General features: G+C 71.6%; 13 protein-coding genes. 6 read left to right on the forward strand and 7 right to left on the reverse strand.

What is annotated here, in order from left to right:
- Positions 1-17 precede the first annotated feature (17 nt).
- Positions 18-932, reverse strand: a complete 915-nt coding sequence (locus ACWEOE_RS12560; protein WP_452007584.1) for a glutamate ABC transporter substrate-binding protein — start codon at positions 930-932, stop codon at positions 18-20.
- 82 nt (positions 933-1,014) lie between these two features.
- Positions 1,015-1,743 carry an amino acid ABC transporter ATP-binding protein gene (locus ACWEOE_RS12565; protein ID WP_452007698.1) on the reverse strand — a complete coding sequence of 243 codons (729 nt, stop codon included), beginning with the start codon at positions 1,741-1,743 and terminating at the stop codon, positions 1,015-1,017.
- Positions 1,744-2,086: 343 nt separating this feature from the next.
- On the opposite strand from ACWEOE_RS12565, the gene ACWEOE_RS12570 reads away from it, so the two are divergent.
- A complete protein-coding gene (locus ACWEOE_RS12570) occupies positions 2,087-2,755 on the forward strand; it encodes a response regulator transcription factor (RefSeq protein WP_452007586.1) in 669 nt (222 codons plus the stop codon).
- Between the two features lie 3 nt (positions 2,756-2,758).
- Positions 2,759-4,162, forward strand: a complete 1,404-nt coding sequence (locus ACWEOE_RS12575; RefSeq protein ID WP_452007588.1) for a sensor histidine kinase — start codon at positions 2,759-2,761, stop codon at positions 4,160-4,162.
- Here the strand turns inward: ACWEOE_RS12575 and ACWEOE_RS12580 are convergent.
- Together ACWEOE_RS12580 and ACWEOE_RS12585 are read right to left on the reverse strand one after the other, a co-directional pair.
- Positions 4,152-5,078 carry a TAXI family TRAP transporter solute-binding subunit gene (locus tag ACWEOE_RS12580; RefSeq protein ID WP_452007590.1) on the reverse strand — a complete coding sequence of 309 codons (927 nt, stop codon included), beginning with the start codon at positions 5,076-5,078 and terminating at the stop codon, positions 4,152-4,154. The genes ACWEOE_RS12575 and ACWEOE_RS12580 overlap by 11 nt on opposite strands.
- Positions 5,079-5,098: 20 nt before the next feature.
- The gene (locus ACWEOE_RS12585) at positions 5,099-5,764 is read right to left on the reverse strand and encodes a DUF1963 domain-containing protein (protein WP_452007592.1); all 666 of its coding nucleotides are present in this window, start codon (positions 5,762-5,764) and stop codon (positions 5,099-5,101) included.
- A 315-nt stretch (positions 5,765-6,079) separates the two neighbouring features.
- Between ACWEOE_RS12585 and miaB the strand changes: the two genes are divergently transcribed.
- Both miaB and ACWEOE_RS12595 read left to right on the forward strand, forming a co-directional pair.
- Entirely contained in the window at positions 6,080-7,567 is a 1,488-nt protein-coding gene (gene miaB / locus ACWEOE_RS12590) for a tRNA (N6-isopentenyl adenosine(37)-C2)-methylthiotransferase MiaB (protein ID WP_452007594.1), read from the forward strand.
- Positions 7,564-8,040 carry an Rv2732c family membrane protein gene (locus tag ACWEOE_RS12595; protein WP_452007596.1) on the forward strand — a complete coding sequence of 159 codons (477 nt, stop codon included), beginning with the start codon at positions 7,564-7,566 and terminating at the stop codon, positions 8,038-8,040. The genes miaB and ACWEOE_RS12595 overlap by 4 nt, the downstream gene beginning before the upstream one ends.
- A 325-nt stretch (positions 8,041-8,365) precedes the next feature.
- Here the strand turns inward: ACWEOE_RS12595 and ACWEOE_RS12600 are convergent, their stop codons facing one another.
- The gene (locus tag ACWEOE_RS12600; RefSeq protein ID WP_452007598.1) at positions 8,366-9,679 is read right to left on the reverse strand and encodes a DUF349 domain-containing protein; all 1,314 of its coding nucleotides are present in this window, start codon (positions 9,677-9,679) and stop codon (positions 8,366-8,368) included.
- 218 nt (positions 9,680-9,897) lie between these two features.
- Here ACWEOE_RS12600 and miaA point away from each other — a divergent pair, with 218 nt between their 5' ends.
- Together miaA and dapF are read left to right on the forward strand one after the other, a co-directional pair.
- Positions 9,898-10,818 carry a tRNA (adenosine(37)-N6)-dimethylallyltransferase MiaA gene (miaA, locus tag ACWEOE_RS12605; RefSeq protein ID WP_452007600.1) on the forward strand — a complete coding sequence of 307 codons (921 nt, stop codon included), beginning with the start codon at positions 9,898-9,900 and terminating at the stop codon, positions 10,816-10,818.
- 9 nt (positions 10,819-10,827) lie between these two features.
- A complete protein-coding gene (dapF, locus tag ACWEOE_RS12610) occupies positions 10,828-11,655 on the forward strand; it encodes a diaminopimelate epimerase (protein ID WP_452007602.1) in 828 nt (275 codons plus the stop codon).
- 19 nt (positions 11,656-11,674) lie between these two features.
- Here the strand turns inward: dapF and valS are convergent, their stop codons facing one another.
- Both valS and ACWEOE_RS12620 read right to left on the reverse strand, forming a co-directional pair.
- Complete coding sequence (gene valS, locus ACWEOE_RS12615) at positions 11,675-14,203, reverse strand: valine--tRNA ligase (protein WP_452007604.1); 2,529 nt, start codon at positions 14,201-14,203, stop codon at positions 11,675-11,677.
- A gap of 9 nt (positions 14,204-14,212) precedes the next feature.
- Positions 14,213-15,466, reverse strand: a complete 1,254-nt coding sequence (locus ACWEOE_RS12620) for an MFS transporter (protein ID WP_452007606.1) — start codon at positions 15,464-15,466, stop codon at positions 14,213-14,215.
- Positions 15,467-15,502: the final 36 nt, after the last annotated feature.

The following is a 15,502-nucleotide window of genomic DNA, read 5'->3' on the forward strand; positions in this document are numbered from 1 at the left end:
CCGGCCGTGGAGTCACATCAGTAGCGCTGGATGGTCGGCTTCGTCGCGGTCGCGCCGGACTGGCCGAGGGTGGCGTCGTAGATCTTCTGCCAGGTGCCGTCGTCGAGGCTGGCCTGCAGGAGGTCGTCCATCTTCGTGCGCAGCACCTTGTCGTCCTTGTTCAGGCCGATGCCGTAGGGCTCCTGCGAGAACGGCTTGCCGACGACCTTCAGGTTGTCCTTGTCCTGCGAGGCGTAGCCCTTGAGGATCGCGTCGTCCGTGGTGACGGCGTCGACCTCCTTGGTCAGCAGCTTGTCCACGCACTGCGAGTACTTCTGGAACTCGACGATGTTGCCCGGCTCGGTCAGGCCCTGGTCGCGCACGCGCTGGATCGGGGTCGACCCGGTCACGGAGCAGACCTTCTTGCCCTTCAGCGTTTCCGGCCCGGTGATCGAGTTGTCGTCCGCGCGCACCAGCAGGTCCTGGCCGGCCTGGAAGTACGGCCCGGCGAAGGAGACCAGCTGCTTGCGCTTGTCGGTGATCGTGTAGGTGCCGACGTAGTAGTCGACCTGGCCGTTGGCGATGGCCTGCTCACGCGCGGCCGAGTCGACCGTGGTGAACTTGATCTTGTCCGGGGCGATGCCGAGACCGGCCGCCACCATCCGGGCGATCTCGATGTCGAAGCCCTCGAACTTGCCCGTCGTCGGGTCCTTCTGGCCGAGGCCCGGCTGGTCGTCCTTGACGCCGACGGTGACCGTCCCGGCCGACTTGATCTTCGTGAAGACCGGCGAGCCGGCCAGGTCGACGTTCTGCGCCACGGTGTAGGTCGGCAGGGCCGCCGTATTCGCGCCGCTGGCTTCGCCACCGGGGCTCGCGGGCGTGCCTTCCTTGCCGCAGGCCGTGAGCAGCAGGCCGCCGGCGAGCAGGCCCACCGCGAGGGTGCGGATCCTCATTGACTTCTCCTGTATCTGTCGTCGGATGGCTCGTCGGAAGCCACCGGGTACGGCAGGGGTGCCGAGGGAAACTGGGTCGTGCTCAGTGCGTCAGGATCTTGCCGAGGAAGTCCTTCGCCCGGTCGCTCTTCGGCTTGGTGAAGAACTCGTCCGGCGTCGTGTCCTCGACGATCTCGCCGTCGGACATGAAGATCACCCGATCGGCTGCCCGGCGGGCGAAGCCCATTTCGTGGGTGACGACGAGCATGGTCATGCCGTCCTTGGCGAGGCCGGTCATCACGTCGAGCACCTCCTGGACCATTTCCGGGTCCAGTGCCGAGGTCGGCTCGTCGAACAGCATCACCTTGGGGCGCATCGCGAGTGCCCGGGCGATGGCGACGCGTTGCTGCTGTCCGCCCGAGAGCTGGGCGGGGTACTTTTCCGCCTGGTTCGCGATGCCGACGCGGTCGAGCAGTTCCATCGCGGTCTTGCGCGCGTCGGCCGAGGAGGCCTTGCGGACCTTCACCGGCGCGAGCATCACGTTCTCGAGGATCGTTTTGTGCGCGAACAGGTTGAACGACTGGAAGACCATGCCGACGTCCGCGCGCAGTGCCGCGAGCGCCTTTCCCTCGGCGGGCAGCGGCACGCCGTCCACGGCGATCTCGCCCGAGTTGATCGGCTCCAGCCGGTTGATGGCGCGGCACAGCGTCGACTTGCCCGAACCCGACGGCCCGAGCACCACCACGACCTGGCCGCGGGGCACCTCGAGGGTGATCTCCTTCAGCACGTGCAGGTCGCCGAAGAACTTGTTCACGGCGGTCGCCTCGATCATCGGCGCCGCCACCTCCGCGGTCATCTGGCCTCCAGAGCTCCTTCACCACCGGGATCCGGGGGACCGGGTCCCCGTCGATGGCGGAAACCTACTCCGGTCGGACCCTTTGTAAAGGCGGCTTGAGCAATACTTAGGGTTTCAAAAACGTATCGGCTTTCGGGGCCTCCCGAGCAGCTCGGCGCCCTTCGCTGCTGCTCAGCCTAGCCGCGGACGGCCATCGGATTCACCTCACACTGCCCGATGGGGTCACCGACGGTGATTGAACGTGTCCTGTCGTGGTTGCGGATGGGTGCCCCTTGGAGTTCCCCGCTACCGTGGGCGGGATCACCGGGGGAGGCGAGCGGTGCGGGTGCTGCTGGTTGAGGACGACGACCGGGTCGCGGGCGCCCTCGTGCCCGCGCTGACGCGGCGTGGTCTGGAGATGCAACGGCTGCCGTCGGGCGCCGGCGTGCTGGATCGCGTGCACGACGTGGACGTGGTGCTGCTCGACCTCGGGCTGCCCGACATCGACGGCGTGGTGCTGTGCCGCCGGATCCGGGCCGTCAGCGACGTCGCCGTGATCGTGGTGTCGGCGCGGGGCGAGGTGGACGACCGCGTGCAGGGCCTGCGCGCCGGCGCCGACGACTACCTCGTGAAGCCCTACGACGTCGAGGAGCTGCTGGCGCGCGTCGAAGCCGTGCGGCGCCGCCGCGGCGAACGCACCGACGGGCACGTGCCGAAGATCGAGGTCGGCGACGTGACCATCGACCTCGCACGCCACGAGGTGCTCGTGGCCGGCGAGCCGATTGCCTTGTCCCGCAAGGAGTTCCAGGTGCTCGCGCTCGTCGCGGGTGCGCGTGGTTCGGTGTGCTCGCGCGAGCACGTGCTCACCGAGGTGTGGGGGCACCGCGGGGCGGCGGAGAGCCGGTCGCTCGACGTGCACGTGGCCACGCTGCGCACGAAGCTGGGGCGCCCCGCGCTGATCGAGACCGTCCGCGGCGTCGGGTACCGCCTCGGCGGCGGGCGGGGCTGAGCGGTGCGCGTCCGCCTCCAGGGGATCGTGGTCACGCTCGTCGCGCTGCTCGTGTTCGGGCTCGGCATCCCCCTGGCGCTGACGATGGCCAACAGCCTTCAGCAGAACCTCTTCCTCGACCGGTTGACGGACACCGCGCGGTTCGCCTCGCTCGCGCAGCGGCCGCTGATCGACAACCGCCCCCCGCTGCTGGAACCGGAGCTGCGCCGCTACACCGAGGTGTACGGCGTGAAGGTCGTGGTGGTGAACCAGGACGGCGTCGCGGTGCTCAGCTCGCTCGGCGGCACCGACGCGGCGCGCATCGACCGCACGGCCATCGCGGCACCGGTCAACGAGGCACTCGCCGGGCGCCACCCGGAACCGGGCCCGCTGCTCATGCCGTGGTCGACGGCGCCGTTGGTGCTGGCCGAGCCGATCCTCATCGACGGCGAGGTGCGCGGAGTCGTCATCACGGAGTCCTCGACCGACCACGTGCGCACGCGGCTGCTGTGGCAGTGGCTGGTGCTCGCCGCGGGCGCGGTGATCGCGTTCGGGCTGGCGCTGCTCGTCGCGATCCCGGTGGTGCGCTGGACGCTGCGGCCCGTGCGCCGGCTCGACGAGGCCACGGGCGCGCTGGTGGCGGCCGTGGTCAGCGGCCGCGAGGCCGAGCCGGTGGGGGAGAGCGGCGGGCCGCCGGAGCTGCGCAAGCTGGGGCGCTCGTTCGACCGCATGGCGGCGAGCGTGTCGGAGGCGCTGGCGGCGCAGCGTGCGTTCGTCGCCGACGCGTCGCACCAGCTGCGCAACCCGCTCACGGCGTTGAAGCTGCGGCTGGGCAACCTCGAAGGACACGTGGACGACGAGACCGCGGCCGCCGACCTCGACGCCGCGCGCGTGGACGCGAGCCGGCTCAACCAGATCCTCGACGAGCTGCTGTCGATGGCCCGCGCCGAGTCGGCGGGTGGCGAGCTCGTGGCCGAAGACCTCGGCGCGGTGGTGGCCGACCGCGTCACCGACTGGAGCGTGGTGGGCGCCGCGCGTGACGTCGCCCTGGAAACCGACACCGACGTCGACGGCGCCCGCGTGCTGCTGCCGCCGCGCGGGCTCGAGGTGATCCTCGACGCGCTGATCGACAACGCCCTGAAGTTCACCGGCGCGGGCACCTCCGTGCACGTCTCGGCCGCGCGCGACGGGGACGGCGTCGTCACCCTCGCCGTCCGCGACCACGGCCCCGGCCTGCGCGAGGACGAGCTGGAACGCGCTGTGGACCGCTTCTGGCGCAGCAGCGCGCACCAGAACGTGCCCGGTTCGGGCCTGGGCCTGGCGATCGTGCGCGAGATCGTCCGCCACTCCGGCGGCGACATGCGCCTTTCGCTGCCCGACGGTGGCGGGCTGCGGATCGAGCTGGACCTGCGGGTCGCTAGATCTTGAGGCTCCGGTAGTAGTTCAGTGCCCCGGCGTGCAGCGGCAGGGGCTCGGTCTCGATGCCCGGGTGGACGTCGATCGACAGCGCCGCGCGGTTGGCTCTCGCGAGGGCGGGGCGGGCGTCGTAGAGGCCACGGGTGAGGGCTTCGGCGACCTCGGGGCTCATCTTCGCGGGGACGACGAGGAAGTTGGGCACCACGAGGGTGGTGACCGGCCCGGCCTGGTTGTAGGTGCTGCCCGGGATGGTGGCCGTGCCGTAGACGGGGCTGTACTCCTGCATGCCGTCCATCAGGCTGGCCATGTCGAGCAGCCGCAGGCCGACCTTCTCCGTGTACTGCGTGATCAGCGGCGTCGGCAGGCCGCCGGACCAGAACAGGGCGTCGACCTGGTGGTTCTCGAGGGCTTTGAGGGAGTCTTCGAGGCCCAGCTGCCGCACGCTCACCTCGTTGCTCAACCCGGCGACGGTCAGCACCCGGTTGGCGATGTACTCCACGCCCGACTCCGGCGACCCGATCGCGATGCGGCCGCCCTTCAGCATCGACACCGACGTGTAGGGCGAGTCGGCGCGCACGACGATGTGCAGGTAGTCGTCGTGGATGCGCGCCAGCGCCGAGAGCTGCCCGGGGTGCTGCGCGCCGGCCTCAGCCGCGAGGTCGGCGGCGACGAACGCGACGTCGGCGCCCCCGGCGAGCACGCGGTTGAGGTTGTCGCGCGACCCCTGCGTCGCCATGACCTCCGGCTTGTCGATCTCCAGGTCGCCCGCCCACGCGGTGGCCAGCGGCTGCGCGAGGTTGTTGTAGACCCCACCGACGGCGCCCGCCGCGATCCGCAGGTGCAGGCCTTCGAAGCTCGGTCCGCACGCGGCGGCCAGCCCCGCCACGAGCACCGCGGCGAACACCGCCGCCTTCCGCCGCCACTTCATGGGGCCAGATCGTGCCAGAGTCACGTGCACTGCATCGTGAACCGGGCCGCTTCGAACCTCCCCGCCGCCAGATCGTCGGATCGGATGGCCCAGTAGATCGTGCCGACGTCGCCCCACATCATGTCCACGTCGTCGTCGCTGTCGAACTGGGCGAGCAGCACCCAGCGCGCCCCTTCCTCGGCCAGCGCGGGGTCGCGGTACCGGCCTTCGAGCGTCTCCACGGCGATCTCGGTCTCCGGTGCGTCCTGGATCGCGGCGCCGTAACCGCCGATCTGGTGCCGGACGGTCTGCTCGGTCTCGGCCCAGGCCAGCTCGCCGAACAGCCCTGGCCGGGCCGCTTTGATCAACGACAGGCCGTCGGGCGTGGTCGTGCTGTCCAGCAGCACGTGCCCGACGTCCGACGCCGACCCGACCAGGCGGGCGTACAGGTCGCGACGTGGGTACGCGAGGTGCTCGACGGGCGCCTTCCGCTCGGTGACCGGCGTGCCGGCCAGGACGAAGATCACCTGGTTGCTTTGGGGTTCGTCGTCGAATGCGGGCACGTCGTCGGCCTCGTCATACCGGCCGTCGACGTAGAAGAACAGCAGCGTGCCTTCTCCGGGCAGCGTGTCGAGCTCGCGGGGCAACCGCGCCAGGTCGACGGACGCGATGAACGTGAGCGGCCCCGTTCGTCCGACGTCGGCCACGGCACGTCCTCCGGCAGCGCCGGGTCACCACCCAGCTGCCCCACCGGCGTCCCGTCGCCTTCCCGGACGAGGTGCACGGCGGGGCGCACCAGCCCCAGCCACGGGTCGAGGGCCTCGGCGGGCAGGTGCTCCCGCGCGATGGCCGTCAGTCGTTCTCTCCATGCGCTTTCTCTCCACGCGGTCACGAGAGCATCATCGCAGCGCGCACCGACAAAAACCGCGTCCCGGACGAGGGGCGCGAGATCCGGCCGGGCCCGCGAACAACCAGGTGGGCGGCGGCTTCACCCAGGTCGCCCGGGGTTACCCTGATGAACAATGACCGAGAATCGCAAGACCTTCCAGATCCGCACCTTCGGCTGCCAGATGAACGTGCACGACTCGGAACGGCTCGCCGGTCAGCTCGAGGAGGCCGGGTACGTCCCCGCGAGCGCGGAGGCGAAGCCGGACCTGGTCGTGTTCAACACCTGTGCCGTGAGGGAGAACGCGGACAACAAGCTGTACGGCACCCTCGGCCACCTGCGCCCCGACAAGGTGGCCAACCCGGACATGCAGATCGCCGTCGGCGGGTGCCTCGCGCAGAAGGACCGCGGGGAGATCGTGAAGCGCGCGCCGTGGGTCGACGTGGTGTTCGGGACGCACAACATCGGCTCGCTGCCGACGCTGCTGGAGCGCGCGCGGCACAACGCCGAGGCCGAGGTCGAGATCCTCGAGTCGCTCGAGACGTTTCCCTCGACGCTGCCCGCGCGACGCGAGTCGTCGTACGCGAGCTGGGTGTCGGTTTCGGTGGGGTGCAACAACACCTGCACGTTCTGCATCGTGCCGTCGTTGCGGGGCAAGGAACGCGACCGCCGCCCGGGCGAGATCCTCGCGGAGGTCGAGGCGCTCGTGGCCGAGGGCGTGCTGGAAGTGACGCTGCTGGGGCAGAACGTGAACTCCTACGGTGTCGAGTTCGGCGACAAGCTGGCGTTCGGCAAGCTGCTGCGCGCGACCGGCGGCATCAGCGGCCTGGAGCGCGTGCGGTTCACCTCGCCGCACCCCGCGGCGTTCACGTCCGACGTGATCGAGGCGATGGCCGAGACGCCGAACGTCTGCCACCAGCTGCACATGCCGCTGCAGTCCGGTTCGGACCGCGTGCTGCGCGAGATGCGGCGCTCGTACCGCTCCGCGCGGTACCTGAAGATCCTCGACGAGGTGCGCGCGGCGATGCCCGACGCGGCGATCACCACCGACATCATCGTCGGCTTCCCGGGCGAGACCGAGGAAGACTTCCAGGCCACGCTCGACGTGGTGCGCGAGGCGCGGTTCTCCAGCGCCTTCACGTTCCAGTACTCGAAGCGCCCCGGCACACCGGCCGCGACCATGGCCGACCAGCTGCCGAAGGAGGTCGTGCAGGAGCGCTACGACCGGCTCGTCGAGCTGCAGAACGAGATTTCCTGGGTGGAGAACAAGAACCTGGTCGGGACCAAGGTCGAGTTGCTGGTGGCCGCGGGCGAGGGCCGCAAGGACGCCGAGACGCACCGCATGAGCGGCCGCGCCCGCGACGGGCGGCTCGTGCACTTCACGCCGTCGGGGTCCGTTGTGGACCGCGCGGTGCGCCCGGGCGACGTCGTCGAGACGGTGATCACCTACGGCGCCCCCCACCACCTGGTCGCCGACGGCGACCTCCTGACGCACCGCCGCACCACGGCGGGCGACAACGCCGAAGCCGGTCTTCGGCCCAAGACGAGCGGGGTCACGCTCGGCCTGCCGGGCTTCGGAGCCCCGGCCGTCCAGCCGGCCCCGGTGAGTGGGTGTGCGCTGTGAGCGAGCCAGGATCGCCGGCCGAGGTCGACGAGAAGTTGACCGAACAGATCGACCAGGCGGGTTCCCACGCGGCCCGCACGGTGGAACTCGGCCGCCGCGGGTTTTACCTCGCCGTGTTCATCGTCGTGCTGCTCGTCGCGCAGTTCCTGCCCTGGGTGGGCGACCACGCGGGCTACCAGGTCCTGCAGGGCCAGGGCGGCGGCATCCCCCAGCTCTTCGCCGCCACCTCCACCGGCGTCGGCGTGCTGGCCGGCGCACTGGCCCTCGCGACGCGCCGCTGGTGGCTCGCCTGGTGCTGCGCCGCCGGCGGCTGGTTCGCCTCGGTCGACGGCCTGCTGTCCGTGTGGTCGCAGCAGTCGTCCCACGCCAACGGCGCCGTCGGCGGCGGGCCGGGGATCGGGATGATCGTGGCGTGGATCTGCACGATCATCCTGGCGACGATGTGGATGAGGACGGCTTTCTCGCGGGCTTGAGCACGGCGTCCCGGGCGCCGTCGGCTCTCGTCGGCTCGGCCTGCGGGCTGGTTCGTGGCGGCGCGATCTCGTTCCGCCGTGCGCGACCGCTGACCGACTCGGTGCCGAACGGGAAGAAGTGAATCCAGGGGTCCCCCCGGGCGGGTGTGAAGGGACCGTTCATTCCTTCAGCGCACACCGGCCGATCGCCGCACTGCCTGACCGCGCCGGCCGTGTGCTCGACCGGGTTGATCACCCATCGCGACCACCCACCACCCGACCGATCGAAAAGGGCCGCTCCCCGGGCGAAAACCCGAACAGCGGCCCTCTCCGAAACGACAACCGGTCAGCGATCCGCCACCGCGGCCTCCGCCGCCTCCATCCACTCGCGCCACTGCGCCGCCTGCTCGTCGGCCTTCTTCGCGCGGCGTTCGTCGCCCGCGGCGCGGGCCTTGGCGGCCTGGGACTCGAACTGCTCCACCCGCTCGCGGAACTGGGCGGCGCGGGCCTGGGCCTCCGGGTCGGTGCGGCGCCAGCGGCTGTCCTCGGCGGACTTCACCGCGTCCTGGACGGCCTTGAGCCGGCCGTCGAGCTCGCGGATGCGTTCGCGGGGGACCTTGCCGATCTCGTCCCACTGCTCCTGAATGCGGCGCAGGGCCGACTTGGCGGCGTCGAGGTTCGCCGCGACGTCGATCTTCTCCGCCTCGACCAGCAGTTCTTCCTTGCGGGACGCGTTGCCGGCGAACTCGGTGTCGCGCTCGGTGAAGACGGCGGAGCGGCGCGCGAAGAACGCGTCCTGGGCCGCGCGGAAACGCTGCCACAGGGCTTCGTCGCTGTCCTTGGGCGCACGGCCCGCCGCGCGCCACTCGGCCATGAGCTCCTTGTAGCGGCCGGCGGTGGCGCCCCAGTCGTCGGACTCGGCCAGGGACTCGGCCTCGGCGATGAGCTCTTCCTTGCGGTGCTTGGCGCTCGCGCGCTGCTTGTCCAGCTCCGCGAAGTGCGAGCCGCGGCGGCGGTTGAACGCCTCGCGGGCCTTCGAGAACCGCTTCCACAGCTCGTCGTCGGTCTTGCGGTCGACGCCCTTGACCGTCTTCCACTCGTCGAGGATCGTGCGCAGCCGGTCGCCCGCGACCTTCCACTGCGTCGACTCGGCGGCGATCTTCTCCGCCTCCTCGGCCAGCGCCTGCTTGCGCGTGACGGCGGCCGCGCGGGCCTCCTCGCGCTCCTGCTTGACGTTGGCCAGCGCCTTCTCGGCGGCGGCGATCACGTATTCGACGCGCGCGGCCAGCGCCGCGAGGTCGCCGACCACCGCCGCCTCGGCCAGGCCATCGCGGATCTGCGTGGCGTTCGACAGCGCGTGCTTCGGGTCGCCGACGCCCGAGCTCAGCCGGGTCTCCAGCAGCTCGACCTCGGTGCGCACGTCGTCGAAGCGGCGGGCGTAGTGCACCAGCCCCTCGTCGGGGGAACCGGCCTGCCAGACCCCGACCGCGCGTTCGCCGTCGGCGGTGAAGACGAAGACGGTGCCCTCGGCGTCGACCCGGCCCCAGGTGGACGGGCTGGGCTCGGCGTGCGGCACCGGCGGCGCGGCCTGCGCGCTGCCGGGAGCGTGCGGCACGGGGTGGGGTGCCGGGGTGCCGCTGGACGTGTTCTCCTGGGCCATCGCAGGCTCCTTATCGCCTGTACGCCCGCTGGTGCGGGCGCCCCGCGTGCTGCGGGGCCGGGTTACGCGGTGGTGCTTCCGGGGGCATGGGGCCCCAGCGGCATTCAAGCAGCTCAGCGCCTGCCGTGGTACTGGATGAGCCACCTGAAGCCAGTGATCCTACTTCTCCTTGACGCTCCGTGTCGGCGGTCCTCCCCGTCCAGGTACCCTCAGCCAGCGTGATCAGCCCTGCTCAGCCGCCTCGTCCGGTCGCCGTCGTCGGTCCCACGGCCACCGGGAAGACGGCGCTGGCCGTGGAACTCGCCCTCGCCCTCGGCGGCGAGGTCGTGAACGCCGATGCCCTGCAGCTCTACCGCGGCATGGACCTGGGCACGGCCAAGGCCACCGAAGCCGAGCGGCGCGGTGTGCCCCACCACCTGCTCGACGTCCTCGACGTCACCGAGACCGCGTCCGTCGCCGCCTACCAGCGCGACGCCCGCCGCGTGGTCGAAGACCTCCTCGCGGCCGGCCGCGTGCCGGTGCTCACCGGCGGTTCGGGCCTCTACGTGCAGGCCGTGCTCGACGACCTGAAGTTCCCCGGCACCGATCCCGCCGCCCGGGCCCGGCTCGAAGCCGAGGCCACCGAACGCGGCACCGCCGTCCTCTACGCGCGCCTCGGCGAGCAGGACCCCGCCGCGGCCGCCGCGATCCTGCCCACGAACACCCGCCGCATCGTGCGCGCGCTGGAGGTCATCGAGCTCACCGGCGAGCCGTTCTCCGCGAACCTGCCCAAGCCCGGCCCGGCGCGGTACGGCACGGTGCTCATCGGCGTCGACCGCGCAGCCGCCGAGCTCGACGAGCGCGTCGACCTGCGCGTGGAGCGGATGTTCGCGGCCGGGCTCGTCGACGAGGTCCGCGCCCTCGAAGCACGCGGCCTGCGTGAGGGAAAAACGGCGTCGCGGGCGCTGGGCTACCAGCAGGTGCTGGCCGAGATCGACGGCGAAGGCGACTTCGCGGCCGCCGCCGCGGCGACCGCGCAGGCCACCCGCCGCTTCGTCCGCAGGCAACGCTCCTGGTTCCGCCGCGACAAGCGGATCCAGTGGTTCGACGGCGCTTCCCCGGACCTGGCCGCGCGCGTGCTCACCGCCGTGGCCCAGTAATCTTGTCCCATGGGCGGCATCGAATTCCTGAAGGGCCACGGCACGCAGAACGACTTCGTGCTGCTGCCCGACGCGTCCGGCCGCCTCGACCTCACGGCGGAGCGCGTGGCGGCCCTGTGCGACCGCCGCCGCGGCCTGGGCGCCGACGGTGTGCTGCGCGTGGTCCGCGCCGGTGAGATCGGCGAAGCGTCCGGCGGCGAGTGGTTCATGGACTACCGCAACGCCGACGGCTCGATCGCCGAGATGTGCGGCAACGGCGTGCGCGTGTTCGCCCGCTACCTCGTCGACGCCGGCCTGGCGCGCGACGGCCGCTTCACCGTCGGCACCCGCGCCGGTGATCGGCCGGTGGTGGTGCACCCGGACCGCAGCGTCACGGTGGACATGGGACCGGCCACGATCACCGGCACCTCGGTCACGGTGGTGGCCGGCAGCCCCTTCTCCGGCGTCGCCGTGGACGTCGGCAACCCGCACCTCGTGTCGGTGCTGGAGGACGACGTGGCCGGCCTCGACCTGCGCGACCAGCCCGACTTCGACCACGACGTGTTCCCGACCGGCGTGAACCTCGAGTTCGTGAACCTGCTCGGTGCGGGCGCGCTGCGCATGCGCGTCCACGAGCGGGGCGTGGGGGAGACGCGCTCGTGCGGCACCGGCACGGTGGCCGCGGTCGCCGCCGCGCTGCACCTGGCCGGCACCGACACGGGTGAGTCCACAGTGGACATCCCGGGCGGGCGCGTGGTCGTGACCGTCGGACGCGGCGGCGCCACGCTCACGGGCCCGGCGGAGATCGTCGCGCGCGGTGAGCTCGACGAAGCCTGGTGGGCCGCCGCCGGGGCGTGAACCCCGGCAGCGGAAGACCTCAGCCCACCGTCACTTCCACGGCCAGCTCACCGTCACCCGGACGAGTGGTCACGGCGGAGATCACCCCCGCGGCTCGCACGTCGTCCGACACCGCGGCGAACCCGGTGAGCACGTCGTCGGACGCGCTCACCGTGAGCGTCTCCACGGTCGAGCGCATCGACACCTTCGCGTCCGTCTTGGCCCGACGCACGGCCGCGATCACCGAGCCGGCCAGCGGCAGCAGTGCGGCGTCGCCGTCGACGGAAGGCGCCGTGGGCCACGGCGCGCGGTGCACCGAACCCTCTTGCCACCACGACCAGACCTCCTCGGCCGTGTAAGGCAGCACCGGCGCGAACAGCCGCACCAGCACCGAGAGCGCGGTCGTCAGCGCGGCGCGCGCCGAGTCGGCTGCCGCCTCGCCGCGGTCGCCGTACGCGCGGGCCTTGACCAGCTCGACGTAGTCGTCGCAGAAGGTCCAGAAGAACGTCTCCGTCACCTGCAGCGCCCGCGCCTGGTCCGAGCTGTCGAACGCGGCCGTCGCCTCGGCGACCACGCGCCCGAGCGCGGCGAGCACCGACCGGTCCAGCGGCTCCGTCACGGCCGCGTCCGCCGACGGCAGACCGAGGCCGAGCACGAACCGGCTCACGTTGAGCAGCTTGGTCGCCAGCCGCCGGCCCACCTTCATCTGGCCCTGGTCCTCGGCCGTGTCGACGCCGGGGCGCGCGCTCGCGGCCCAGTAGCGCACGGCGTCGGGCCCGAACTGGTCCAGCAGCGCCGCCGGCGTGACGACGTTGTCCTTGGACTTCGACATCTTCTTGCGGTCCGGGTCGAGCACCCAGCCGGAGATCACGGCGTCGCGCCACGGCAGCACGTGCTCTTCCAGCTGCGAGCGCACGGCCGTGGAGAACAGCCAGGTGCGGATGATCTCGTGCGCCTGCGGCCGCAGCGAATACGGGTACACGCGGCGGAACAGGTCGTCGTCGAGACTCCAGCGCCCGGCGATCTGCGGCGTGAGCGACGACGTGGCCCACGTGTCCATCACGTCCACCTCACCGGTGAACCCGCCGGGCTTCCCGCGCTGGTCCTCGGTGTAGCCGGGCGGCACGTCGGTGGTCGGATCCACGGGCAGGGCCGCGTCCGAAGGCACCAGCACGGCTTCGTGGTCGGGCTCGCCGTGCTCGTCGAGCGGGTACCAGACGGGGATCGGCACGCCGAAGAACCGCTGGCGGCTCACCAGCCAGTCGCTGGTGAGACCCTCGGCCCAGGCGCGGTAGCGCACCTCCATGTGCGGTGGCACCCAGTTGAGCTCGCTGCCACGCTCGATCAGCTTCGCGCGCAGGTCTTCGTCACGGCCGCCGTTCGTCAGGTACCACTGGCGGCTCGTGACGATCTCGAGCGGCCGGTCGCCCTTCTCGTAGAACTTCACCGCGTGCGTGATCGAGCGCGGCTCGCCGCGCAGCGAGCCCTCGGCTCGCAGCGCCTCGACGAGCAGCTGGCGTCCCGTGTGGACGGTCTTGCCGGCCAGTGGCGCGTACGCCTCGGCGGGCACCCCGCGCGGCGGCTCGGGCAGGAACCGCCCGTCGCGCCCGAGCACGGGCCGGGTCTCCAGCCGCAGCGCGCGCCACCACGTGACGTCGGTGGTGTCGCCGAAGGTGCACACCATGGCGATGCCGGTGCCCTTCTCCGGATCGGCCAGGTGGTGCGCGTGCACGGGCACCTCGACGCCGAACACGGGCGTGCGCACCGTTTTCCCGACGAGGTCGCGGTAGCGCTCGTCGTCCGGGTGCGCCACGAGCGCGACGCACGCGGGCAGCAGCTCGGGCCGGGTGGTCGAGATGAGCACCTCGTCCTCGCCCGCGTGGAACACGAGGTCGTGGTACGCGCCGGGCCGCTCGCGGTCCTCCAGCTCGGCCTGCGCGACGGCGGTGCGGAACGTGGTGTCCCACAACGTCGGCGCCTCGGCTTGGTACGCCTCACCGCGCGAGAGGTTGCGCAGGAAGGCCCGCTGCGAGATCTCGGTGGTCGCGGGGTCGATGGTCTGGTACGCCAGGGTCCAGTCCACCGACAGGCCCACGCGCCGCCAGACGTCCTCGAAGACCTTCTCGTCCTCTTCGGACAGCGTGCGGCACAGCTCCACGAAGTTGCGCCGCGACACCGGCACCACGTCCTTGCCCGGCTTGGCCGGAGGCGTGAACGACGGGTCGTAGGGCAGCGCGGGTTCGCAGCGCACGCCGTAGTGGTTCTGCACGCGGCGCTCGGTGGGCAGGCCGTTGTCGTCCCAGCCGACCGGGTAGAACACCTCACGCCCGCGCATGCGCTGGTAGCGCGCGAGCACGTCGGTGTGGGTGTAGGAGAACACGTGGCCGATGTGCAGCGAACCGCTCGCGGTGAGCGGCGGCGTGTCGATCGAGTAGACGGCTTCGCGCGGCTTCGTGCGGTCGAAGCGGTGGACGCCGTCGCGCTCCCATACCGCTACCCACTTGTCCTCCAGACCGTCGACACCGACCTTGTCCGGGACACGAGGGCTGGGCTGCGGGGTGGCGTTCATGAACCAACTCTAGGCGGGCGCCGCCGCGCCTTTCTCGCCCACCGGCAGGTCGCGCATGTGCCGCAGCGGCGAGCAGACCACCCACAGCGCGCCGGCGAGCTGGCCGATCGCCGCCGTCCACAGCGCACCGGTCAGCCCGAGGCCCTCGCCGAGCGCGCCGCCCAGCAGGCCGCCGAGCGGCATCGTGCCCCACACGATGAACCGCACGCTCGCGTTCATCCGGCCCAGCAGCCGGTCGGGGGTGATCGCCTGGCGGTAGGAGACCTGCGCGACGTTGTAGAGGATCACGCCGAACCCGGCCAGCGCGAGGCCGAAGCCGGCGAGTGGCACGCGCCAGCCGGGTCCGGCCAGCGGGACGAGCAGGTTGCCGGGCCACACGAGCATCGGCAGCAGCCAGATCGACCGCGCCTGCCCGACGCGGCGGATGATCGTACCCGAGAACAGCGCGCCGAGGATCCCGCCGATGCCGCCGACGGCCAGCAGCCCGCCGACCGCCGCCGGCGGGAGACCGGCCGTACGCGTCAGGAACAGCACCTGCACGGCCTGCGCGGCGGCGCCGAAGAGGTTCGCCGTGGCGGTGCACGCGACGATGGCGCGCAGCGGCTTGTCGGTGAACACGAACTTCAGGCCTTCGACCATCTGCGGCAGCAGGCGTTCGTGTCCGGTCCTCTCGGGCAGCTGCTCGACCGTGCGGATCCGCCACAGGCACAACGCGGACGCGAGGTACCCGAGGCCGGTGACCAGCACCGTGCTGGCCGCGCCGACGAACTGCACCAGCACGCCCGCCGCGCTCGGCCCCGCGATCTGCGCCGAGGACTGCACGCCCTGCAGCTTCGCGTTGCCTTCGAGCAGCCGGTCGCGGCCCACGAGCGCGGGCAGGTAGGCCTGGTAGGAGACGTCGAAGAACACCGTGCCGATGCCCACGAACAACACGACGCCGATCAGCTGGGGCATCGTGAGCACCCCGGTCCACCACGCGACCGGGATGCTCAGGATCAGCAGCGCGCGGGACAGGTCGGCCGCGAGCATCACGGGCCGCTTGCGCATCCGGTCCACCCACACACCCGCCGGCAGGCCGATGAGCAGGAAGCCCAGCGTCTCGGCCGTGGTCAGCAGGCCCATCTCGAACGGCGTCGCCGCCAGCGTGACCGCCGCCAGCAGCGGGATCGCCGTGATGCCGACGAACGTGCCGAGCTGGCTCGCCGTGTCGCCCGCGAAGAGCCGGCGGAAGTCGGCGTGGAAGAAGAGGGAGTCCCTATTCACCCGATCGAGTGTCGACGAGTGATTGGAAAGTGTCAA

This window comes from Amycolatopsis sp. NPDC004368, assembly GCF_053602515.1.

Bases quoted from the DNA above. Each gene is read 5' to 3' on its own strand.
- dapF (WP_452007602.1), top strand. From the start codon at position 10,828: ATGGGCGGCATCGAATTCCTGAAGGGCCACGGCACGCAGAACGACTTC.
- ACWEOE_RS12600 (WP_452007598.1), bottom strand. From the start codon at position 9,679: ATGGCCCAGGAGAACACGTCCAGCGGCACCCCGGCACCCCACCCCGTG.
- valS (WP_452007604.1), bottom strand. From the start codon at position 14,203: ATGAACGCCACCCCGCAGCCCAGCCCTCGTGTCCCGGACAAGGTCGGT.
- ACWEOE_RS12560 (WP_452007584.1), bottom strand. From the start codon at position 932: ATGAGGATCCGCACCCTCGCGGTGGGCCTGCTCGCCGGCGGCCTGCTG.
- ACWEOE_RS12565 (WP_452007698.1), bottom strand. From the start codon at position 1,743: ATGATCGAGGCGACCGCCGTGAACAAGTTCTTCGGCGACCTGCACGTG.
- miaB (WP_452007594.1), top strand. From the start codon at position 6,080: ATGACCGAGAATCGCAAGACCTTCCAGATCCGCACCTTCGGCTGCCAG.
- ACWEOE_RS12580 (WP_452007590.1), bottom strand. From the start codon at position 5,078: ATGAAGTGGCGGCGGAAGGCGGCGGTGTTCGCCGCGGTGCTCGTGGCG.